Source organism: Nocardia sp. NPDC087230 (assembly GCF_044744725.1).
In the GTDB taxonomy this organism is placed as follows: domain Bacteria; phylum Actinomycetota; class Actinomycetes; order Mycobacteriales; family Mycobacteriaceae; genus Nocardia; species Nocardia canadensis.
Map to the genome: position 1 here is coordinate 214961 of NZ_JBIUYV010000008.1, position 20549 is coordinate 235509.

Genomic DNA, 20549 nt, shown 5'->3' on the forward strand with positions numbered 1-20549 from the left:
CGGGACGCGGCGAAGATAGGTTAGCCTAAGTTAATTTCGAATGGCGAAATGTGGCCCGCGTCACCGCATCCGGCGCGGTACCGATGACGCGGGGCCTGGTCAGGCGTCTGCTTCGATCCGGGCCGGATCGAGGTGACGCAGCAGCTCCGCGGTGCCGGTGACCGCCCCGCATCGCCGCGCGACGTAGTTGAGCGCCATCACGTGCTCGTCGCGGCTGAAGTCCGCGGTCGCGTCGTGGACGAGGAACGGGCGCACGTCGCTCATGAAGGCCTCGGCGGCACTGAGCATGCAGCCCATGTGGGTGTAGACGCCGGTGACCAGGAGCTGATCGCGCTGGTAGTAGCCGAGCAGCTCGCGCAGGTCGGTGCGCTGGAACGCCGAGTACCGCCACTTGGTCACCTGGATGTCCTGCGGTTCCGGGGCGATGGCATTGATGACGTGGGTGTCGGCCCCCTCGGCCATGCCGCTGCCCCAGAAGTCGGCGAGGATGCCACGCCGGGAGGGATGCTGGTTGCCGGGTTGCATCGTGTAGATCACCGGGATGTCCAGCTCGTGGCAACGGTCGCGCAGCAGGGCGATGTTGGCGATCAGGGTGCGGGCGGGATCGCGGTGCACGTCGTAGGCGTCGAGGAAATACTGCTGCATGTCGTGGATCAGCAGCGCGCAGCGCCCGGGCTCGGCGGTCCAGTCGACCTGGCCGGCGGGGACCTCGTCGGCGCCCGGCATCGGATAGGGCGCGATCGGGGGGATAGGCATAGCGGTCTCTCGTTCGGGGGAAGTCGGCCTCAGCCGACGGTGACGGGCAGATCCGCGATACCGAGCGGACCGAGGATGCGCTGGAACTTGCCGGTGGTCTCGGCCAGTTCGGCGGCCGGATCGGATTCGGCGACGATGCCGCCGCCCGCGTGCGCGAGCAGCGTGGTGCCGTCGGCGGACAGCTCGGCGCAGCGGATGCTCACCATCCACTCACCGTTGCCGTCGGCATCGCACCAGCCGACCGCGCCCGCGTAGAAGCCACGCTCGCCCTCGAGTTCGGCGATGAGCCGCGCGGCCGCGCCGGTGGGCGTGCCGCAGATCGCGGGGGTGGGGTGCAGGGCCGCCGCCAGCTCGAGCGCGGAGGGACCGGCCGGCGGGACCGTCGCCGAGATCGGCGTACCGAGGTGCCACATGGCGGGGGTCTGGGTGAGTTCCGGTGCGGGCGTGCGCACTTCGGCGCAGCGGTCGCTGAGCACGGCCGAGACCTGATCGACGACGTAGCGGTGCTCGGCGTGGTCCTTGGCCGAGGCCAGCAGCGCGTCGGCGGCGGCTCGATCGGCCGCGGCGTCGTCGGCCACCCGGCGCGCGGAACCGGCCAGCGGATGACTCAGCACCTGGTGGCCGCTGCGGCGGGCCAGGATCTCCGGGCTGGAACCGACGAGATGGCGGCCGAGATGGCGGCCGCCGGCGGCGGAGAGGTCGACCAGGAAGCCGTTGGACAGCGGATCCGAGCCCACCATCAGGTCCAGGATGTCGTGCGGGCGGACGGGTCGCGCCGATACCGCGCGAATAGCCCTGGCCAGCACCACCTTCCGGATCGGATGTGCCGGATCGCCGAGGAGCTCGACGGCGCGGGCGACCCGCCGCTGATGTTCCTCCGGGTCGGGCACTGCGGCATCGATCTCGAAGTGGGGGACCGTGGTGCGCGGGTCCGGCGTGTGCGGTGCCTCGACGACGCGCACCGACTCCGGCGCCCACAGCGCCGTGGGTGCGCCGGGGGTGAACGGCAGGGCGCCCACGATATGGCTGATCCGCCCACTGCGCAGGGCGGTGACCGCGTCGTGCGCCGAACGGAAGATCGTCGCGCCCCCGGACGCGGACACGGTCCGCCGTGGACGGGACAGCACGAAAGCGGGGTCTGAACTGTCGGTACTGATGGTGATCACCCTTTCGGTCACATGTCGAGCGTTGCGCCACCGTCGACCCGCAGGTCGTGCATGGTGATGTGGCGGGCGCCCTCGGACGCCAGGAAGTGGACGGTTTCGGCGATATCCGCGGGAGCGGCGATGCGGCGCAACGGGATACCCAGCCGGTAGACGGTCGGGTCGCCGTCGAGCAGCGCGGTCTCGGCGGCCGCGTCGATCCGATCGCCGCCGAACATCTCGCGCAGCATGGCGGTGTCGGTGGAGCCGGGGGAGACGAGATTGACCCGCACGCCCAGCGGGGCGACCTGGAGGGCCAGGGCTTTCGTGTAGGCCGTCGCGGCGGCCTTCGCCGCGCCGTAGGCGGCCATGTTCACCCGGGGCATGGCGGCGGCGTTGGAGGAGACCACGACGATCGAGCCGCGCCCGGCCGCGACCATCTCGGTGGCGGCGCGCTGGGTGACCAGCATGGTGGCGGTGGCGTTGACGGTCAGGCAGCGGGTCCACTCGGCGGCGTCGAGTTCGAGCGCGTTGCCGCCGACCATGACTCCCGCCGCGTGCACGACCACGTCGGCGGGCCCGTGCGCGGCGCCGAATCGGTCGAACGCGGTCCGCACGGCCTCGGCATCGCAGACATCGACTTCGACGCCGTGCACGGATTCGGCCGCGTCCCAAGCTTTGTCACGCCCACCCGCGACGGCGCGGTCGACGGCGCGCTGGGCGAGGTCGGCGGCGACGGCGTGCACCGCGCTCTCGCGGTCCCACAGCGACAGCACTCGCGCCTCGGCGGCGAACCTGGCGGCGATCGCGGCGCCGATCCCCCCGGCCGCGCCGGTCACGACAACGGTCTGCCCCGTGGAATAGCCCTTAGACATGAGGTTAGCCTAACCTGAATCGGACGCCGGATGGTTACCTTCCCTCAGAACATCCGACGGGCAGTTCCGCAGATCCGCTGGAAAGAGGTGCTCGACTTGACCGCTCCCGTACTCCCCGGATTCACTCCGTGGCCGCCTGAACAGGCGCAACGCTATCGAGAGCAGAACCTTTGGGCCGGTGAGACATTCGGCGATCTGCTCGCCGCACGCGCGGCCGCGACCCCCGACCGGATCGCCGTCGTCGACGCCGCGAACCGCTGGACCTACGCCGAGCTCGCGCACCGCTCGGGCGCCCTGGCGACCGGTTTGGCCCGCCTCGGGCTGACGCCGGGCGACCGGGTGCTGGTCCAGCTGCCCAACCGCGCCGAATTCGTCGAGGTGATCTTCGCGCTGTTCGAACTGGGCGCGCTGCCGGTGTTCTGCCTGCCCGCCCATCGCGGCGCCGAACTGGTGCCGATCGCCAGGGCGGCGCGGGCGCGCGCCATGATCACCTGCGCGACCCACCAGCGCTTCGACTACGCGGCGCTGGCGGAGTCGGTGCGCGCGGAGGTGCCGAGCCTGCGGCACGTGCTGCTCGTATGCGACGAAACCGGGCCGGTGCGGGGCGAGGGTGTCCACGATCTCGCCGACTTCCGCGACACGCCCACCGAATTGCCGCGCGTCTCGGCGAGTTCGGTTGCGTTCCTGCAACTCTCCGGCGGCAGCACCGGGATTCCGAAGCTCATCGCCCGCACCCACGACGACTACCTCTACAGCGTCCGGCGCAGCGCCGAGATCTGCGAACTCGACAGCGACACGGTCTATCTCGCCACTCTGCCGGTGGCACACAACTTCCCGATGAGCTCGCCGGGCATTCTCGGGGCGCTGTGGGCGGGCGGCACCGTCGCGATGACACCGGACCCCACCCCGGCGACGGCGTTCCCGCTGATCGAGCGGTTCGGCGTCACCATCACCGGCCTGGTCCCGCCGCTGGCCCGGCTGTGGACCGAGCGCGCCGAGGCGGGTGATACGCCGGATCTGTCCAGCCTGCGGGTACTCCAGGTGGGCGGCGCCCGCTGTCAGGAGGAATTGGCCCGCCGGATCGGGCCCGCGCTCGGCGTCACCCTGCAGCAGGTGTTCGGGATGGCCGAGGGCCTGGTCTGCTACACCCGGCTCGACGATCCGATCGAGGTGGTGGTGAGCACCCAGGGGCGGCCGATGTCGGAGTTCGATCGGATCGCGGTCGTCGACGACGACGGCGCCGAGGTGGCGCCGGGCGCCCAGGGCAATCTGATCACCCAGGGCCCGTACACGATTCGCGGCTACTACAACAATCCCGAGGCCGACGCGCGCAGCTTCACCGCCGAGGGCTGGTATCGCACCGGCGATATCGTCTCGGTGCGGCCCGACGGCAATCTGGTGGTCGCGGGCCGCGCCGGTGACTGGGTGAACCGCGGCGGGGAGAAGGTGTCGGCGGAGGAACTCGAGGCGCACCTGCTCGAGCACCCCGACGTGCGCGAGGCGGTGATCGTCGGCACGCCCGATCCCGTTCTCGGCCAGCGCATCTGCGCGTTCGTCCAGCCCGTCGACCCGGCACGGCGGCTCACTCTCACCTCGGTGCGCTCGTTCGTGCGGGGTCGCGGGGTCGCGGCCTGGAAGATGCCCGACGCGGTGGTCGTGGTCGACCGGTTCCCCGAGACGGGCGTCGGCAAGACCAGCCGCAAGGAGCTGCGGCGATTGCTGGCCGACGGCGCGCACGGGAACTGAACCGGCCCGGGGTGGCGTGCCCGGCACGCCACCCCTCGGCTCAGGCCAGCAGTTCGATCCAGGACCCGAGGACGGGATCGCCCGCGAGCGTGGGGAAGTCGATCTCCGCATGTCCAGCCGACCGCCATTTCTCCACCAGCGCCATGATGCGCACCGAATCGAGCCCGGCATCGAGCAGATCGGTCTCCGTGGTCAGCTCGGCGGGCTCGATACCCAGCGCGGTGGCCACGTCACCGATCACCTGTTCGTCGGTCATGTCTCATTCCTCTCGATCGAAGTCGGCGACGCCGCGCTTCCAGTACCCGGCGATGAGCGAGTCCTTGGGGCCGATGCCCAGGTCGTCGCGGACGATCTTGCGGACTCCGCGCAGGCAGCCCGCCTCACCGGCCACCCACGCGAAGACGCGGTGCCCGGCGGGGACTTCCACGCCGCGCACGGCCTGCTCGAGCAGGTCGCCGGTGCCCGGCTCGCGCTCACCTCGATGCAGCCACCGCACTGCGACGCCGTCGGGGCCGTCGAGCGGGATCTGCTCCTCGGGCCCGGCCACCTCGATCAGCGCCCAGCCGGTGGTCTCGCGCGGCATGCGCTCGAGCAGGCGGGCGATGGCGGGTAGCGCGGTGATGTCACCGACGAGCAGATAGTCGTCATAGGTCTGCGGAATGACGACGCCACCGGGCGGGCCCGCGATGTACACCTTGGTCCCCGGGGTGACCGAGCCCGCCCAGTCGGAGGCGAGGCCACCGGGATGGATGACGAAATCGATGTCGAGTTCGTTGTCTTCGACGCTGTGGCGGCGCACCGTGTACTCCCGCGAGACCGGTCGCGGGTTACCCCACTCGAGCATCGTGCCCTCGAGCTTGGGCAGCCGGAGCACGCCGTCCGCGCCCGGGAAGATCAGCCGCACATGCTCATCGGGGACATAGCTGTGGAACGTCGCGATGTCCGGGCCGCCGAAGGTGATCCGCCGCAGTGCCGCGCCGAGGGGAACGACCCGCACCACCTCGACTTCCTGCAGGCCGATCGGGTACGGCACCTTGGCGTAGTGCTCACCGGCGAGCACCTCGGCGATATTGTCGGCGTAGGCACTGCGATCCTTCACCCTTGTTCCTTTCTGTACAGCGGCCCGGCGCCGAGCGCCATCAGGCCGGTGAGTATCAGGACGACGACGCCGTAGAGCACGAGCGCCCGTCCGGGAGCGAACATCTGGCCCGCGACACCGGCCACCATCGAGCCGACCGCGGTACCGGCGACCGACTGGACCATCAGCAGGCCCGACATCCGCCCCCGCAGGTGATCGGGCGTGGCCTGCTGCAGCATGGCGTAGCGCAGCACCATGTTCACGGCTCTGGCCAGGCCGAACCCGGCGAGACCGAGGAACACCAGCGCCGCGTGCGACCACAGCCCGGCCGCGATGACGCCGACCGGCATCAGCGCCAGCGAGATCAGCAGGGCCCGGCCGGTATGGACGCGGCTCATCCAGCCGCTGCTGAGCGTGCCGAGCACCGCACCGGCTCCCGGCGCCGCGTAGAGCAGGCCGAGAGTGCCGGCGCCCGCGTCGAGTTCGACATCGGCGAAGGCGGGCAGCAGCACCAGCGGTCCGCTGACGAGCATCCCGATCAGCCCGGTCAGCAGGATGAGCCGGATGGATTCGCGGCGCGCGGCGAAGGCGATGCCCGCCGCGAGCTCGCGCACCGGGTTCTGCAGGTCGCGTTGCGGTGGCGGGGAGGGTCCGATCGCGGTGATCAGCCCGACGGTCGCGGTGGTCGCCAGGGCGCAGAGGAAATAGGCCGTGGCCACACCGGCTTTCGCGACGAGCAGTCCGGCGACCGCCGGGGTGAGCATGGTGCCGAGGTCAGTGGTCAGCGAGACCAGCGCGCCCGCGGCCGCCACCTTCTCCCGGCCCACCAGCACCGGAACCATGGCCATCAGCGCCGAACCGCTCACCCCGCCGGCGAGGCCGTCGACGACGGCGGCGAGATAGATCGCGGGCAGCATCGGATCCGGCAGCACGGCGTTCACCCCGAGCAGCAGGAAGCCGATCCCCGCGGCGCTGCGCGACCATTGGATCACCGTGCGGCGGTCGTAGCGGTCGGCGACCACGCCGCCGGCGAGACTGCCGAGGAACAGGGCCGCCGCGGTCGTGGTGGCGACCCCGGCGACCTGCACGCTCGAGCCGGTCAGCTGATAGACCTGCAACGGCAGGGCCACCATCAGCAGCCCGATGCCCAGCACCGACACCAGCCGCGCCGCGAACGCGCACCGGAACGGGCGCGAGGCCCGCAGCGGGCTGAGGTCGATGAGCAGGCCGCCGGCGGCGCTCATGGGCGGCGATCCGTCCGGGGCGATTCGACCGGGCTCACTTGAAGCGCTCCACGAGCAGATCGAGGGTGGTCATGACCGTGCGGTAGTCCGGCCGCGAGCTGGTCGCGGGGAGCTCGAACACGGTGCCCGCCTTGAACGCGGGCAGTGTCGCGTACATCGGATCGGCGCGCAGTTCCTCGAGCGAACGGCCACCGGCGAGCGGGATGGTGAACAGCACCGGCGCATCGATCACGGTGTTGAGCAGTTCGGGGCTGAAGCTGATGAAATCGGCGCTCTGCTCCTTGGCCGGATTGCCCGCCTTGTCCTCGAGCCGCGTGTCCAGCGTGAACCCGACCTCCGAGAGCAGGGTCGGCAGCGCGGCGGTCGGCACGAACAGGGTCGGCTTCTGGCTCTTGATCGACTGCATGACCACGGTCGCGCCGGCCGGCGCCTTGATCTTGCTCTTGGCCTCGGCCAGCTTGGCCTGGTAGTTCGCGATCAGGGTGTCGACCTTGCCCGGCTTGTTCACCGTCGCCGCGATGAACCGCAGCTGGTCCTGCCAGTAGGTGGTCTCGGTCGGCATCAGCACGGTCGGCGCGATGGCGCTGAGCTGGTCGTAGGCGTTCACCGACTGCTGGCCCGGGAAGCCCTGGCCGCCGCCGATGATCAGATCGGGACGCTGCGCGGCGATGAACTCCAGGTTGATGTTCTCACCGGACGGAACCGGCTGGGTGCCTTGCTTCTTCGCGTCCTCGGCCCAGCCGGTCGGGAACTCGCCCGGCTTGTTGGGCACGCCGAGCAGGCGCGGGTCCGCCGCGACGACCGTGGCCTCGAGATCGTAGAGGTAGCCGGCCAGGTTGCCGTTGAGCACCACGATGCGCTGCGGATCGGCGGGAACCTTGATGGGCCCCTTCGCGGACGGTACTTCGCGCGGGCCCGAGTCGGTGGACTCCGAGGTCGAGGTGCCGCACGCGGTGAGCGCCGCGACCAGGGCGAGAACGAGCAGGGCGAGGGCGGCGCGGAGGCGGCCCGATGATCGGTTGCTGAACATGGACGGGGATTTCCTCATTTCTGTCGAACGGCTGCTACTGCGGGTCGGCCCGTGCGTCACTGGACCTGGGCCGCGTTCGTCGCCAGCGGAATCACCAGTGGCGTCCCGGTTTCCGGGTCGTCGACGATCCGGCAGCGCAGCGAGAAGACCTCGTGGACGAGGTCGGCGGTGACGATCTGGGCAGGCGCGCCGGTGGCGACGATCCGCCCGTCCCGCATGGCGATCAGGTGATCGGCGTAGCGGAAGGCGTGGTTCAGGTCGTGCAGGACGGCGACGACCGTGCGGCCCGACTCGCGGTTCAGCGTTCGGCACAGGTCGAGCAGCTGGATCTGGTAGGCGATGTCGAGATAGGTCGTCGGCTCGTCGAGCAGGATGATCGGGGTGTCCTGGGCGAGCACCATGGCGATCCAGACGCGTTGGCGCTGACCGCCCGACAGCTCTTCGACCGGTCGCGCCGACAGCTCGGTGACGCCGGTGGCCGCCATCGCGGCCGCCACGGCCTGCTCGTCGGCCGTGGACCACTGCCGCAGCAGGGTCTGGTGGGGATAGCGGCCGCGCGCGACGAGATCGGCGACCCGGATGCCGTCCGGCGCGGTGGAGGTCTGCGGCAGCAGGCCGATCTGCCTGGCCACCACCTTCGCGGGCGGCGCGGTGATCGGCTTGCCATCGAGCAACACGGTGCCGGTCTCGGGGGTGAGCAGGCGGGCCAGGGCCCGCAGCAGTGTCGATTTGCCGCAGGCGTTGGGGCCGATGATCACGGTGAACTCGCCGTCGGGGATGTCCACGGAGAGCTGGTCGCTGATCGTGGTGCCCTGGTAGCCGAGGCGGACCCGGTCGGCGCGCAGCCGTGAGGCGTGAGAGTCGGTCATGTCGCTTTCCCTAGTTCCGTCGCGCTTCGGCGACGAGCAGATACGCCAGGTAGAGGCCGCCGATCGAGGCGGTGACGATGCCGACCGGCACGGTGGTCGGCGCGAACGCGTGCTGGGCGATCCAGTCGCAGGTGGCCAGCAGCGTCGCGCCCATCACCGCCGCGGGCACCAGCGCGATCGACGGTGTGCGGGTGAGCCTGCGCGCCAGATGCGGTGCGGCGAGCGCGACGAAGGCGATCGGGCCTGCCACCGCCGTGGCCACCGAGGTGAACGCGACGCTGAGCGCGATCAGCCAGCCGGTCGCCCTGCTGACGTTCAGACCGAACGAGCGCGCGGTGTCGTCACCGAGCTCGAGGATCCGCAGCCGCGGCGCCGCGGGGATCAGTGCCAGCGCCGGCACCGCCAGGATGATCAGGGTCGGCGCGACCTGCGGCCAGGACAGGCCGTTGAGCGAGCCGGCGCCCCAGGCCGCCGCCGACATCGCCGCGTCCAGGTCGGCGCGCAGGATCAGCCAGGTGTTGATCGAGGCCAGCATGGCACTGACGCCGATGCCGACGATGATCATCCGGAAGCCGGTCACGTTGTGCCGGAGAGCGAGCAGGTGGATCACCAGCGCGGCGCCGAGGCCGCCGATGATCGCGCCCGCCGCGGTCTGGAAGTGCCCGCCGCCCAGGGTCAGGATGGCGATCAGCGCGCCGGTGTAGGCGCCGGTGTTGAACCCGATGATGTCGGGGCTGCCCAGCGGATTCCTGGTCACCGACTGCAGGATCGCCCCGCTCACGCCGAGCGCGGCGCCCAGCGCCAGGGCGAGCAGGATGCGCGGCAACCGCCAGTCCCACACCACCAGCCGGTCGAACCGCTCGTCGCCGACGAACAGCGCGCGCAGCACCCGGGCCGGCGGGATCAGGTAGTCGCCGCTGCCCAGCGCGAGCACGGCGGTCGCGAGGGCGATCACCAGCAGCACCGCGCACACCACCACGGTGCGCACGCCGATCCTGGCGGTGAAACCCAGCCGGCGGGGCCGGATCACCAGCATCGCCCGGCCGAAATCGATTCCCGAACTCATGCGGCGGCACCTACCTTCGCGCGGCGGGCCAGCCAGATCAGCACCGGTGCGCCGAGGAACGCGGTGATCAGGCCGGCGGGGACCTCGTCGGGGCGGATGATGACGCGGCCCAGCACATCCGCGGTGATCACCAGGATCGGCGCCAGCACCAGCGAGTAGGCGAAGATCCAGCGCTGATCGGGGCCGACCAGCCACCGGGCGATATGCGGGACCGCCAGGCCGACGAAGGCGACCGGGCCCACCGCGGCGGTCGCGGTGCCACACAGCAGGACCAGCGCCAGGGCGGTGCACAGCCGGGTGCGGGTGACGTGCACACCCAGCGATCGCGCCAGGTCGTCGCCGAGGGCCACCGCGTTGAGCGAGCGGGCGCACAGCGCCGCGATCAGCAGCCCGACCACGATGAACGGGGTCGCGCCCGTGACGATCTCGAAGCCGCGTCCGGCCAGCGAGCCGGAGTCCCAGCGACGCATCTCGTCGAAGGCCTTGGGGTCGAGCAGCATCAGGCCGCGGGTGAGTCCGCTGAGCACCGCGGTCGCGGCCACGCCCGCCAGGGTCAGCCGCACCGGATCGGTCCCGGTTCGCCCGGCGGTGCCGAGCCGGTACACGACGACGGAAACCAGTGCGGCGCCCGCGAATCCGAACCAGACGTAGGAGGTGATATCGCTCACGCCGAGGAGTCCGACCGCGATGGTGATCGCGAACGCCGCGCCCGCGTTGACGCCGAGCAGGCCCGGATCGGCCAGCGGATTGCGGGTCAGACCCTGCATCAAGCAGCCCGCGACACCGAGCGCGAGCCCGGCCAGCAGGCCGAGCAGCGTGCGGGGGACCCGGTACTCCATGACGGTCACGTGGTCGGGTGTGGTGCTCATCCCCGTCAGCGCCAGCCAGACCTCGCCGACCGGAATCGATTTCGTGCCGACGAGCAGGCTGAGTACGCAGGCCGCGACCAGCACGGTTACCGCCAGCAACCACCCGCACCACCGCGGACTCTTCATCAGGGGTTCTCTCTCGCTGCGAACACTGTCTCGAAGGGAGGTTAGCCTAAGCAAGGTCTTGATAGGTGAGGCTTACCTAGCTATGGTCTCGGTTCGTTCGGTCCGCAGTTTGTGCGCCGCGCAGTTCACCACGAGGAACACGAAAGGTTCACCCCCGTGAAAATCACCAAGTTCGCCCTGCTGGCCTCCACCGTCAGCGTTGCCCTCGGCATCGCGGCAGGCACCAGCCACGCAGCCCCCGCCGCGGACCCGAGCGCGCCGATCAACTACACCGCCACCACCACCGAGACCAACACGGTCATCGGGACCGACTCGGGCTCGCTGGTGGTCGAGGACGGGGTGTTCAAGATCAAGGCGGCCGACGGCACCACCGTCGCCGGCAGCGAACTATCGTTCCGTGTCGACGAATTCGTGTTCCCGATCGCCGCCGACATCTCCGGCCGCACCGCGACCCTGACCCCGCAGTTCGACCTCGCGCACGCCACCTACAAGCCGGTCGCGCTGCCGTACGAGGACAAGGCGCCGTGGAAGAACGAGTACGACCGTGAGCAGGCCGCCTGGAGCCGTCTGGGCAGCACCATCTCCCTGGGCGCCAGCATCGCGACCCTGGTCGGCGGCCTCGGCGGCGGCGCGGTCGGCTGCGTGCTCGGCGGCATCGCGGGCGCCACCATCGCCTCGGCCACCATCGTCGGCATGTTCGGCCCGTTCATCCCCGCCGCGGCCGTCGGCTGCGTCGCGGGCATCATGGCCATCGGCGCCCTGGGCACCCTCGCCGGCCAGATCTTCATCACCGCCCCCGTCGCGATCATGGCCGCGGTCCAGTACTTCACCACCATCAACTCCCCGATGCCGAACAACCCCGCGCCCGCCAAGTAGGTCGCCCCAGAACACTCGTGGAGGGGACAACTCGACGAGCTGACGAATCCCGCCCGACTACCGTCGCGCGGGATCTCGTCGGCTCGTAGATCCGGCCGAGAGGAAGAGTGGTGACACCGCTGTCGTAGTCGGACCGAACGACGATCTCGTACACCTTGTTCAGTACCCATCTCGACGATGAGTGGGAGGCGGGCTGGGGGCGAACGCGTGCCGAGATCAACTCGCCATGAGTCGCGCGGCAACCGGTCGCTGATCAGCCACCCCGACGAGCGGCTCGCGCATCAGCGGCCGGTGGCAGAATCGTGCGATGACAGCCGACCGGGCCGACCTGCACCGCGAACTCTCGGCCTTTCTGGCTTCCCGCAACGACATCGAGCTGGCCGCGCTCGTGGACGAGGGGCGCGCTGTCGGTGTGGGCGTGGGCGGCGGGTCGGCGGTAGTCGACGTCGATGGTGTGGTGGTATTCGTCAAGCGCATACCGCTGAGTGATCGCGAGCTCGCCCACGGGGGTAGTACAGCGAATCTGTTCGACCTACCGGTCTACTGTCAATACGGCATCGGTGGCCCGAGCTTCAACGCATGGCGGGAACTCGCCGCGAATGTCCTTGTCACCGAGGCGGTTCTAGCTGGGGATGCTCGATTGTTCCCGCTGCTCTATCACTGGCGGGTGCTGCCCGGCCGGGCGCCGATCGCGGCCGAACACACCGATATCGACACGGTCGTCGCCGCGCAGGGTGATTCGCCCGCGGTGCGGGTCCGTCTCGAGGCGCTGGCTGCCGCGACGGCGAGCCTCGTGCTGTTCTGCGAATACCTTCCGTACAGGATTGCGGACTGGCTGCGGGAGGACCCGGTGGGCAAGGCCGTGGTCGTCGAGCGGCAGATGTCGGAGATCGTGGGATTCCTCGGCGATCGGGAATTACTGCATATGGACGGGCATTTCGGCAATCTGCGCAGCGACGGGGAGCGGATCTATCTCACCGACTTCGGGCTGGCCACCTCGCCGCGCTTCGACTTGTCGGACGCCGAGCGCGAATTCGTCGCACGTCACGTGACGCATGACGCCGACTACCTCGCCATGCGACTGGTCAACTGGGTGGTGACCGATATCTGCGGAATACCGACGCCGGCCGGGAGTGCTCCCGTCGCCCGCAACGAGTACGTACTCCGATGCGCGGCGGGGCATATCCCCGACGACGTGGCACCGGTCGTAGCCGCGATCCTGACTCGCCACGCACCCGCCGCGGCGACGCTGAACGCCTTCTACTGGAAACTGTTCGCAGGCGAGGTCCACGCGGAATACCCCGGCACAGCGAGAGCGGCCGATTCCCAGGTCGGTCGTCGGCACGGGCCGCCAGGGGGCTAGCTCGGGTCGGCGTCCGGGGTGGGCGTTGCGTCGTTCGGGGCCGGAAGGTGACGGAGCAGAACCAGCACCAGGACCGTGGCGACCGCGGTGAGGCCGATGGCGACCAGTGAATTCACCTGGAGGGCATGGGTGTAGGCATGGCGGGCGAGAGTGGCGAGTTCGGCGCCGAGGGTTTCCGGGAGCATGGCGGCGACGTGGAGAGCTCCGGCCAGGGTGTCCTCGGCGGCGTGGGTGACCTCGGTGGGCAGCCCGGCGGGCAGGCTCTCGGTCATCCGGCCGCGGTAGACCGCGGTTCCGATGCTGCCGATCACGGCGACACCGAGCGCGGCGGACAGTTCCTGGCCGGTCTCGGAGATCGCGGACGCGGCGCCGGCGCGGGCCGGGTCGACGGCGCCGACGATCAGGTCCAGGCCGAGCACGAACATCGGACTCAGGCCGAGGGAGAACACGACCATGCCGGTGACGATCAGCGCGAGGTCGTCGGCGCCGGAGAGTTGGGTGAAGATCGCGTACCCGGCCATGGCGATCACCAGCCCGCCCGCCATCAGATAGGCGGGCCGCACCCGTGGTGCGAGGGCGCTCACCGCCCCGGCCGCCACGACCATCGCCGCGGCCTGCGGCACCGTCCACAGCCCGGCTTCGAAGGCCGACAGCCCGAGTACCAGTTGCAGGTACTGCGACAGCAGCAGGAACAGTCCGCCCATGGCGAGCATGGCGACCATCAGCGCGACGAGCGAACCGCTGAATCGCACATTGCCGAACAGCCGCAGGTCGATGAGCGGATCGGTGAGCCGCCGCTGCCGCAGGACGAACACCGTGCCCAGCACCAGTCCGGTCCCCAGCACCGCGATCGCGTCGACCGCCCAGCCGTCCTTGGCCAGTTCCTTGATGCCGTAGATGACGGCCATCACCGACAGCAGCGACAACACCGCGCTCAGCACATCGAGCCTGCCCGGATTCGGGTCCTTGTACTCGGGCAACAGGATCGGCCCGGCCACCAGCAGCAGCACCATCGCGGGCACCGCGACCAGGAACACCGAGCCCCACCAGAAGTTCTCCAGCATCGCCCCGCCGACCAGCGGGCCGATCACCATGCCGATCATGAAGCTGGTCATCCACACGCTGATCGCGGTGGTGCGCTGGCGGTCGTCGTGGAACATGTTGCGGATCAGCGCCAGCGTCGACGGCATCAGGGTCGCGCCCGCGATGCCGAGCAGCGCCCGCGTGCCGATCAGCATGTTCGCGCTGGTGGAGTACGCGGCGACGATCGAGGCGACGCCGAACGCGAGCGCGCCGATCATCAGCAGCCGGCGCCTGCCGATCCGGTCACCGACGGTGCCCATGGTGATGAGGAATCCGGCGACCAGGAAGCCGTAGATGTCGAGGATCCACAGCAGCTGGGAGCTGCTCGGTTGCAGCGCCTCGCTGATCTGCGGGATGGCGAGGTAGAGGACGCTCAGATCCATCGAGATCAACAGCGTCGGCAGGGCGAGTACCGCCAGTCCGATCCACTCCCTGAGCCCGGCCGTCGTGGTGGGTTCGCCTGCGGCCTGCTCGCTCTGCGTGGACGTCACGGCCTCGACGTTACCGACGAATCGACCGCATGTGCCAGGCGTTTTTCGGCGCCGCGGCCGGTCCGCCCGCCGAGAAGTCATTGGACATTGCCGGGCCGGTGCCGCGAGGATGGGCGCGGTGTCCACACGTAATGAACAGCTCAGGCTCGTCGATCCGCCGCGTCAGCCGGAGGATCCGGGCGAGCGGTTTCCGTGGTCGGCGGCCATCGACTCCACCTACTCGACCCGCGACGCCATCGACGCGCTGGCGCTCGCGCCGTTCCTGCGCGGTGACCAGTCCTTCGCCCGGCAGGCGCACCTGGATCGGGTGCGCCCCGACGCGCCCCTGCGCCCGGCCGACTCCCGGATCGTGCGCTCGGTGGCCGACGACGACAGCAGCGCGTTGCTGGTCGAAGGCGACGGCTGGTCGCTGCGGGCGGTGCGCTGGGCGGGCGGGTCGGCCACGGTCGAGGTGACCGCGGTCAGCGACGAACTCGCCGTCGCCGTGCTGGCCGGGGCCACGGCCGACGCCGTGCAGCCGCCGGGTGCCGGCGCCACCGTGGAAATGGGCTTCTGGCACATGGATGTCCGGCGGCCGCTGCGCAGGCGCCGCCAGATCAGCGCGCCCGCCTGGGCGGAGATCCGCGGCAACTACGCCGCGCCGGTCTCGGCGAGCATGGATCGGTTGATGGCGCTCGAGGTCGCCGAGATCAGAGGCAGGCTGGTGCTGCTGCACGGCGAACCGGGCACCGGCAAGACCACCGCGTTGCGCGCGCTCGCGCGGGCGTGGTCGTCGTGGTGTCAGGTCGACTGTGTCGTGGACCCCGAGGAACTGTTCAGCAATCCCGGCTATCTCATGGAAGTGGCGGCGGGCGCCGACGGCGACGACGGCAGCCGCTGGCGCCTGCTGGTGCTCGAGGACTGCGACGAACTCATCCGCGGCGAAGCGAAAGAGGCCGCGGGACAGAAGCTGTCGCGCCTGCTCAACCTCACCGACGGCATGCTCGGGCAGGGCCGCAACGTGCTGATCGCGGTCACCACCAACGAGGACCTGTCCCGCCTGCATCCCGCGGTGGTGCGCCCCGGCCGCTGCCTGGCCCAGATCGAGGTCGGCCGCCTGTCGCCCACCGAGGCCCGCGACTGGCTCACCGCACAGGACTGTCCGCCGGGCGAGCCGATCGGTCGCGAGGGCGCGACCCTCGCGGAGCTGGTCGCCCGCCGCGACGGCGAGATCCAGATCCAGTCCGTCACCCCGGACGCGACCGAGGTCGGCATGTACCTGTGACGCTCACGCGGGCGTGTGGGCCCTGATCAGTTCGGTGAGGTGGCGGCCGACGCGATCCAGTGGCTCGGTGCTGTGCTTGGCCAGCGACATCACCACCGCGCCCTCGATCGAGGCGATGACCGTGGTCGCCAGGGATCGGGCGGTGTCGGGGGCGATGTTCTCCGCGCGCAGCCGCGTCTCCAGGGCATGTTCCCAGTCCCCGAAGGCCTCGCCCGCGGCGTCGGCCGCCGACGCGGATTCCGAGCGGCCGAGGGCGGCCGCGACGATCGGGCAGCCCGCCAGGAAATCGCTGGACTCGACGACGTGCTTCCACGCGTCGGCGAAGGAGGCGATGGTCGTCTCCGGCTTCGCGTCGGCGCCGAACGTCTCGATGAGCGTCGTCATCGCCCGCCCGGCGACCCGGGTGGCCTCGGTGATCAGCTCGGATTTGCCGCCGGGGAAATTCAGGTAGATCGTCCGGCGGGAGAGCCCGCTGTGGTCGAGCAGTTGCGCGACTCCGGTCCCGGTCACGCCGTTGCGGCGGACCAGGTCGATCGCGCTCTGCACGAGTCCGTCGCGCGCTGCCATCGGCGTCCTTTCGGTCGGTTCGATTGAAGTATACCGATCGGTGTACTACCGTTCGGGCAAGTACACCGATCGGTGTAGCGCGCGATCCGTGGAGGAGTCGACGATGACAGCCCTGAGTGACCCGCTCGCCCTGCCGTGCGGCCAGGTGCTCGGCAACCGGCTGATGAAGGCCGCCCTGAGCGAGGGTCTCGGCACCCCGGCGGCGGGACCGGACGAACGCCTCGACCGGCTCTATCGCCGCTGGGGAACCGGCGGCTTCGGCCTGGTGGTGACCGGCAATGTCATGGTCGATCGCGACCATCTCGGCGAACCGGGCAATGTCGTCGTCGAGGACGAGCGCCATCTCGACGATCTGCGCCGCTGGTCGGCCCACGCGACCGGGGCGGGCGCCCGGATCTGGATGCAGATCAATCATCCCGGGCGCCAAGCGAATCCGCTGATGACCAAAGTCCAGCCGGTGGCGCCGTCGGCGATCGGCCTGGGCCTGCCCGGCATCCCCGCGCCGCGCGCGCTCACCGACGCCGAGATCGTCGAGATCGTGCACCGCTTCGCCACCACCGCGCGGATCGCCGAGCGGGCGGGTTTCGACGGCGTGCAGATCCACGGCGCGCACGGATATCTCGTCTCCCAGTTCCTCTCGCCGCTGGCCAATCAGCGCGAGGACCGCTGGGGCGGCGACCCCGAGCGGCGGGCGCGGTTCGTGCTCGAGGTGGTCCGCGCGATCAGGGCCGAGGTGTCCTCGACGTTCGCGGTCGCGATCAAGCTCAACTCCGCCGACTTCCAGCGCGGTGGTTTCACCGAGGACGAGTCGCGCGCGGTGGTGCGGCGCCTGGCCGACGAGCGTCTCGACCTGATCGAGATCAGCGGCGGCAGTTACGAATCGCCGGCCATGATGGGCAGGCCGGTGGCCCGGTCGGCGAGCACGGCGGCGCGCGAGGCGTACTTCCTCGAGTACGCGCGGTCGGTACGGGCGGTCGCGGGCTCGGTGCCGCTGGCCGTCACCGGCGGCTTCCGGTCCCGTCCGGCCATGCTCGACGCGGTCGAGTCGGGGGAGTGCGATGTGGTCGGCCTCGGGCGTCCCACCGCCGTCGATCCCGGCGCGGCCGCGCAGATCCTGCATCAGCGCACCGAGCGCCTGCATTCGCCCAGCATCACGCTCGGCCTGCCCGCGCGGGTGGCGACGCTGCCCAATGTCAAGAGTCTCGAAGGCGCCCTCGACCTGCAGTGGCACACCGACCAGCTGCATCGTCTCGGCGCGGGCGCCGACCCTGATCCCGACCGCGCGCCGTGGCTCACGGCGGCGGCCATGCTCAAACACCATGGTGTCGACGCGTTCCGGAGCAGAAGGAGTTCTACCGTGACCCGGCCGGCGAAGGACCCGGCTCTGCGCAAGTTCGAGTTCGAACGCGCGGTGGGGCGCTATCTCGCCAACCCGACCGTCCGCGCTCTGAGCCGCATCGGCATCCGCACTTCGTTCGCGACCGAACTGGAGACGACCGGCCGCAAGTCCGGGCAGGCCAGGGTGGTCCCGGTGTCGGTGTCGTTCGACGACACCGGCGCCTGGGTGATCAGCCAGCACGGGACCAGGTCGGGCTGGGCGGCCAATATCGGGGCCGAGCCGAAAGTTCGCGTCCGCCAGGGTGATCGGTGGCGGACCGGGGTCGCGGAATTGCGTCCGGCCGACGACGTCGTCGCGCGGGCGCGCAGCTTCGCGCCCAACCCGGTCTTCGCCGGGCTGACGGCGGCGACCTTCCGCGCGTTGCAGAGCACGCCGATCTCGGTCCGGATCACCTTCACCGACTGACGACCTCGGCCCGCGCGGCACAGGCCAGGGTGAGCACGAGCGGCACGGCCAGCGCCGCGGTGAGCGGGACGAGGGCGGTCAGCCAGCCGATCATGGCCGGCCCGGCCAGCAGCCCGAGATAGCCGATGGTGAACACCCGGGACATGTCGGTCGCGGCGGTCGTGCCACCCAGATTGCCCGCCGCGGTGAAGATCTGGGGCACTCCACCGGCCAGCCCCAGGCCGCACATCGCCCAGCCCGCCAAGGTCAGCGGCAACCACGGCGACGCGATGACCACCGCGAAACCGGCCGCGGCCAGCAGGCTGCCGTAGCGCACGATGGCGACCGGACCGATCGCGCCGCTGACCCGGTCGGCCAGGAACCGGCCCAGCGTCATGGTCGCGGAGAAGGCGCCGAACGCCAGGGCGGCATCGGATTCGGAGACGCCCAGGTGTTCGCGCGCCTGGAGCGCGCTCCAATCGCCCGCGACGCCTTCGGCGAGCAGCAGGACGAAGGCGATGACACCGAGGGAGAGCACTTTTCGGGTGCGCACTCGGGCGCGCTGTTCTGTCGTCGGCCCGGTGGACGGGTCCGACGCCGCGATCGTCGATCGGGTGGCATCGGTGGCGCCCGGTTCGGCGCCCACCGGCGGGGCGAGTTCCGGGCGCCCGTCGCGGGTCATCGCCTCGGCCGGGTACGCGCGGTCGGGCTCACCCGCGTCCGCCTCGGGCGTCCGGTCGGGGTCGTCGTAGTGCTCCGGTCGTGAATCGGCGTCGGACCGGTGGTGCGGAATCAGGTGTGGCACGAGCACGGCGGTGACAGCCAGTCCAGCGATCCCCGCGAGGGTCAGCGTCAACTGCGGTGACCAGCCGAGGCGCTGGGTGGCGGCGCCGACCAGCGCGCCCGCGAACCCGCCGCCGGAGAACATGGCGTGGAACGCCGACATGATCGGCCGGTGATAGGCCCGCTCGACGTGCACCGCCTGGGTGTTCATCGAGACGTCGAGCGCGCCGTTGCCGAGTCCGAAACAGGCCAGCGCGATCGCCAGCGTCACCGGGCCCGTGGCCAGCGCGGGACCGAGCACCGTCACCGAGACGGTGGTCGCGGCCACCGCGACGAGTGTGCGGCTGCCGAATCGGTCGGCGGCCGGGCCCGCGAGCCGCATCCCCACGATCGCGGCCCCGGCCAGCAGCAGGACGAACATCCCGAGCAACGAGGCCGACACCCCGGTCCGATCGGTGATCGCCGGAATGTGCACCACCCACATGGCCAGCAGGAACCCGTTCAGTGTGAACACGGAGAACACGGCGGCCCTGGCGAACCGGAGCTCGCGGTCGATCGTCGCTGGAGTCACCGATTCGACGGTACCCGCGCCCGCTGCCGGACGCGGGCAGACCGAGCCCACCACGCGCTGCCGGTCCGGGCGCGCAGCGCGTGGGCAGCCGGCTCACTCCTGGGGCGTCCAGATTCCGGTGGCCGCGGTCTCCTTGGCGTATTCGCTGAAATCCCGCGGCGCGCGGCCGAGCGCGCGCTCGACGCCGTCGGCGGTGGCGGAGTTGCGGCCGTCGAGGATGGTGCCGAACAGGTAGTCGAGCAGGCTGATCACATCGTCGGGAACCTGGTATTCGGCCAGTGTCGCAACGAATTCCGGGCGCGAGACCGGGATGAACGCGATCTCGCGGCCGCTGGCCGCGGCGATCTCGCCCACGGCCTCGGCGAAGGTCAGGGCCCGCGCCCCGGTGATCTCGTAGATCTCGCCCGCGTGCCGGGCATCGGTGAGCGCGGCCACGGCGACCTCGGCGATGTCGTCGGCGTGCGCGAACGGTTCGGGCACATCGCCGTTGGGCAGGGCGACCGCGCCGGCGAGCACGTCGGGCAGGAAGGCGCCCTCGCTGAAGTTCTCCGCGAAGAAGGCGGAGCGGACCACGGTCCAGGCCAGGCCCGAATTCTCCACGATCACTTCGCATTCGCGCGCTTCGGGCTCGCCGCGACCGGACAACAGGACCACCGAGGTCACCCCGGCGGCCTTCGCGGCGGCGGTGAACGCGTGGATGACATCCGGTGCGCCGGGGACGGCGAGATCGGGCTGGTAGGACAGGTAGACCGAGTCGACTCCGGCCAGGGCCGGGCCCCAGGTGGCCCGGTCGGTCCAGTCGAACGGGATCGGGGCGGTACGCGAGCCGAGCCGGACCGGGTGGCCCGCGGCCGCCAGGCGCGCCGCGACACGGCTGCCGGTCTTGCCGGTGCCGCCGGTGACGAGGAAAAGCTGCTGGTGAGAAGCGGTGTTTGTCATGAGATAAGTACAGCGGTCCTGGGCCGCG

General features: G+C 70.6%; 19 protein-coding genes. 5 read left to right on the plus strand and 14 right to left on the minus strand.

Annotation, left to right across the window (positions count from 1 at the left end):
* Positions 1 to 99: 99 nt before the first annotated feature.
* The 3 genes from ACIO52_RS25205 to ACIO52_RS25215 form a co-directional block, all read right to left on the minus strand.
* The gene (locus ACIO52_RS25205; protein ID WP_402647224.1) at positions 100 to 756 is read right to left on the minus strand and encodes an isochorismatase family protein; all 657 of its coding nucleotides are present in this window, start codon (positions 754 to 756) and stop codon (positions 100 to 102) included.
* A 29-nt stretch (positions 757 to 785) separates the two neighbouring features.
* The gene (locus ACIO52_RS25210; RefSeq protein WP_402647227.1) at positions 786 to 1859 is read right to left on the minus strand and encodes an isochorismate synthase MenF; all 1074 of its coding nucleotides are present in this window, start codon (positions 1857 to 1859) and stop codon (positions 786 to 788) included.
* A gap of 71 nt (positions 1860 to 1930) precedes the next feature.
* A complete protein-coding gene (locus ACIO52_RS25215; protein WP_218720941.1) occupies positions 1931 to 2773 on the minus strand; it encodes an SDR family NAD(P)-dependent oxidoreductase in 843 nt (280 codons plus the stop codon).
* 87 nt (positions 2774 to 2860) lie between these two features.
* Between ACIO52_RS25215 and ACIO52_RS25220 the strand changes: the two genes are divergently transcribed.
* Positions 2861 to 4519 (plus strand): (2,3-dihydroxybenzoyl)adenylate synthase, encoded by a 1659-nt coding sequence (locus tag ACIO52_RS25220; RefSeq protein WP_402647327.1) that lies wholly within the window; start codon positions 2861 to 2863, stop codon positions 4517 to 4519.
* 40 nt (positions 4520 to 4559) lie between these two features.
* On the opposite strand, the gene ACIO52_RS25225 is transcribed toward ACIO52_RS25220, so the two are convergent.
* Genes ACIO52_RS25225 through ACIO52_RS25255 form a run of 7 tightly spaced genes read right to left on the minus strand, consistent with a single transcriptional unit; the run spans position 4560 to position 10801 of the window.
* Complete coding sequence (locus ACIO52_RS25225) at positions 4560 to 4775, minus strand: phosphopantetheine-binding protein (RefSeq protein WP_218720943.1); 216 nt, start codon at positions 4773 to 4775, stop codon at positions 4560 to 4562.
* Positions 4776 to 4778: 3 nt separating this feature from the next.
* Positions 4779 to 5618, minus strand: coding sequence for a siderophore-interacting protein (locus ACIO52_RS25230; protein ID WP_218720944.1), 840 nt, complete (start codon positions 5616 to 5618; stop codon positions 4779 to 4781).
* On the minus strand, positions 5615 to 6841 hold the full coding sequence (entS, locus tag ACIO52_RS25235; RefSeq protein WP_402647232.1) for an enterobactin transporter EntS: 1227 nt from the start codon (positions 6839 to 6841) through the stop codon (positions 5615 to 5617). Before entS ends, ACIO52_RS25230 begins: the two co-directional genes overlap by 4 nt.
* Before the next feature lie 34 nt (positions 6842 to 6875).
* Positions 6876 to 7871 (minus strand): ABC transporter substrate-binding protein, encoded by a 996-nt coding sequence (locus ACIO52_RS25240; RefSeq protein ID WP_218720946.1) that lies wholly within the window; start codon positions 7869 to 7871, stop codon positions 6876 to 6878.
* 56 nt (positions 7872 to 7927) lie between these two features.
* Positions 7928 to 8740, minus strand: a complete 813-nt coding sequence (locus ACIO52_RS25245; protein ID WP_402647236.1) for an ABC transporter ATP-binding protein — start codon at positions 8738 to 8740, stop codon at positions 7928 to 7930.
* 10 nt (positions 8741 to 8750) lie between these two features.
* Positions 8751 to 9806 (minus strand): FecCD family ABC transporter permease, encoded by a 1056-nt coding sequence (locus ACIO52_RS25250; protein ID WP_402647239.1) that lies wholly within the window; start codon positions 9804 to 9806, stop codon positions 8751 to 8753.
* Complete coding sequence (locus ACIO52_RS25255; protein ID WP_402647242.1) at positions 9803 to 10801, minus strand: FecCD family ABC transporter permease; 999 nt, start codon at positions 10799 to 10801, stop codon at positions 9803 to 9805. Before ACIO52_RS25255 ends, ACIO52_RS25250 begins: the two co-directional genes overlap by 4 nt.
* A 156-nt stretch (positions 10802 to 10957) precedes the next feature.
* On the opposite strand from ACIO52_RS25255, the gene ACIO52_RS25260 reads away from it, so the two are divergent.
* Both ACIO52_RS25260 and ACIO52_RS25265 read left to right on the plus strand, forming a co-directional pair.
* Positions 10958 to 11677, plus strand: coding sequence for a hypothetical protein (locus tag ACIO52_RS25260; protein ID WP_316573666.1), 720 nt, complete (start codon positions 10958 to 10960; stop codon positions 11675 to 11677).
* A 412-nt stretch (positions 11678 to 12089) separates the two neighbouring features.
* Positions 12090 to 13040: a serine/threonine protein phosphatase gene (locus ACIO52_RS25265; RefSeq protein WP_402647245.1), complete on the plus strand. Its 951-nt coding sequence runs from the start codon at positions 12090 to 12092 to the stop codon at positions 13038 to 13040.
* Here ACIO52_RS25265 and ACIO52_RS25270 read toward each other — a convergent pair.
* The gene (locus ACIO52_RS25270) at positions 13037 to 14614 is read right to left on the minus strand and encodes an MFS transporter (RefSeq protein ID WP_402647248.1); all 1578 of its coding nucleotides are present in this window, start codon (positions 14612 to 14614) and stop codon (positions 13037 to 13039) included. The two genes, ACIO52_RS25265 and ACIO52_RS25270, sit on opposite strands and share 4 nt — an antisense overlap.
* Before the next feature lie 109 nt (positions 14615 to 14723).
* On the opposite strand from ACIO52_RS25270, the gene ACIO52_RS25275 reads away from it, so the two are divergent.
* The gene (locus tag ACIO52_RS25275) at positions 14724 to 15878 is read left to right on the plus strand and encodes a DUF5925 domain-containing protein (protein WP_342800893.1); all 1155 of its coding nucleotides are present in this window, start codon (positions 14724 to 14726) and stop codon (positions 15876 to 15878) included.
* A gap of 3 nt (positions 15879 to 15881) precedes the next feature.
* On the opposite strand, the gene ACIO52_RS25280 is transcribed toward ACIO52_RS25275, so the two are convergent.
* Positions 15882 to 16445 carry a TetR family transcriptional regulator C-terminal domain-containing protein gene (locus tag ACIO52_RS25280; RefSeq protein WP_316573670.1) on the minus strand — a complete coding sequence of 188 codons (564 nt, stop codon included), beginning with the start codon at positions 16443 to 16445 and terminating at the stop codon, positions 15882 to 15884.
* Between the two features lie 103 nt (positions 16446 to 16548).
* On the opposite strand from ACIO52_RS25280, the gene ACIO52_RS25285 reads away from it, so the two are divergent.
* A complete protein-coding gene (locus ACIO52_RS25285; RefSeq protein WP_316573671.1) occupies positions 16549 to 18249 on the plus strand; it encodes a nitroreductase family deazaflavin-dependent oxidoreductase in 1701 nt (566 codons plus the stop codon).
* Here ACIO52_RS25285 and ACIO52_RS25290 read toward each other — a convergent pair.
* The gene (locus tag ACIO52_RS25290; protein WP_402647253.1) at positions 18239 to 19582 is read right to left on the minus strand and encodes an MFS transporter; all 1344 of its coding nucleotides are present in this window, start codon (positions 19580 to 19582) and stop codon (positions 18239 to 18241) included. The two genes, ACIO52_RS25285 and ACIO52_RS25290, sit on opposite strands and share 11 nt — an antisense overlap.
* Before the next feature lie 93 nt (positions 19583 to 19675).
* On the minus strand, positions 19676 to 20521 hold the full coding sequence (locus ACIO52_RS25295; protein ID WP_402647256.1) for an NAD(P)H-binding protein: 846 nt from the start codon (positions 20519 to 20521) through the stop codon (positions 19676 to 19678).
* Positions 20522 to 20549 lie beyond the last annotated feature (28 nt).

Coding starts and splice junctions, on each gene's coding strand:
- ACIO52_RS25245 (WP_402647236.1), bottom strand. CDS start 8,740: ATGACCGACTCTCACGCCTCACGGCTGCGCGCCGACCGGGTCCGCCTC.
- ACIO52_RS25285 (WP_316573671.1), top strand. CDS start 16,549: ATGACAGCCCTGAGTGACCCGCTCGCCCTGCCGTGCGGCCAGGTGCTC.
- ACIO52_RS25225 (WP_218720943.1), bottom strand. CDS start 4,775: ATGACCGACGAACAGGTGATCGGTGACGTGGCCACCGCGCTGGGTATC.
- ACIO52_RS25250 (WP_402647239.1), bottom strand. CDS start 9,806: ATGAGTTCGGGAATCGATTTCGGCCGGGCGATGCTGGTGATCCGGCCC.
- ACIO52_RS25205 (WP_402647224.1), bottom strand. CDS start 756: ATGCCTATCCCCCCGATCGCGCCCTATCCGATGCCGGGCGCCGACGAG.
- ACIO52_RS25240 (WP_218720946.1), bottom strand. CDS start 7,871: ATGTTCAGCAACCGATCATCGGGCCGCCTCCGCGCCGCCCTCGCCCTG.
- ACIO52_RS25215 (WP_218720941.1), bottom strand. CDS start 2,773: ATGTCTAAGGGCTATTCCACGGGGCAGACCGTTGTCGTGACCGGCGCG.
- ACIO52_RS25295 (WP_402647256.1), bottom strand. CDS start 20,521: ATGACAAACACCGCTTCTCACCAGCAGCTTTTCCTCGTCACCGGCGGC.
- ACIO52_RS25275 (WP_342800893.1), top strand. CDS start 14,724: ATGGGCGCGGTGTCCACACGTAATGAACAGCTCAGGCTCGTCGATCCG.
- entS (WP_402647232.1), bottom strand. CDS start 6,841: ATGAGCGCCGCCGGCGGCCTGCTCATCGACCTCAGCCCGCTGCGGGCC.
- ACIO52_RS25280 (WP_316573670.1), bottom strand. CDS start 16,445: ATGGCAGCGCGCGACGGACTCGTGCAGAGCGCGATCGACCTGGTCCGC.
- ACIO52_RS25255 (WP_402647242.1), bottom strand. CDS start 10,801: ATGAAGAGTCCGCGGTGGTGCGGGTGGTTGCTGGCGGTAACCGTGCTG.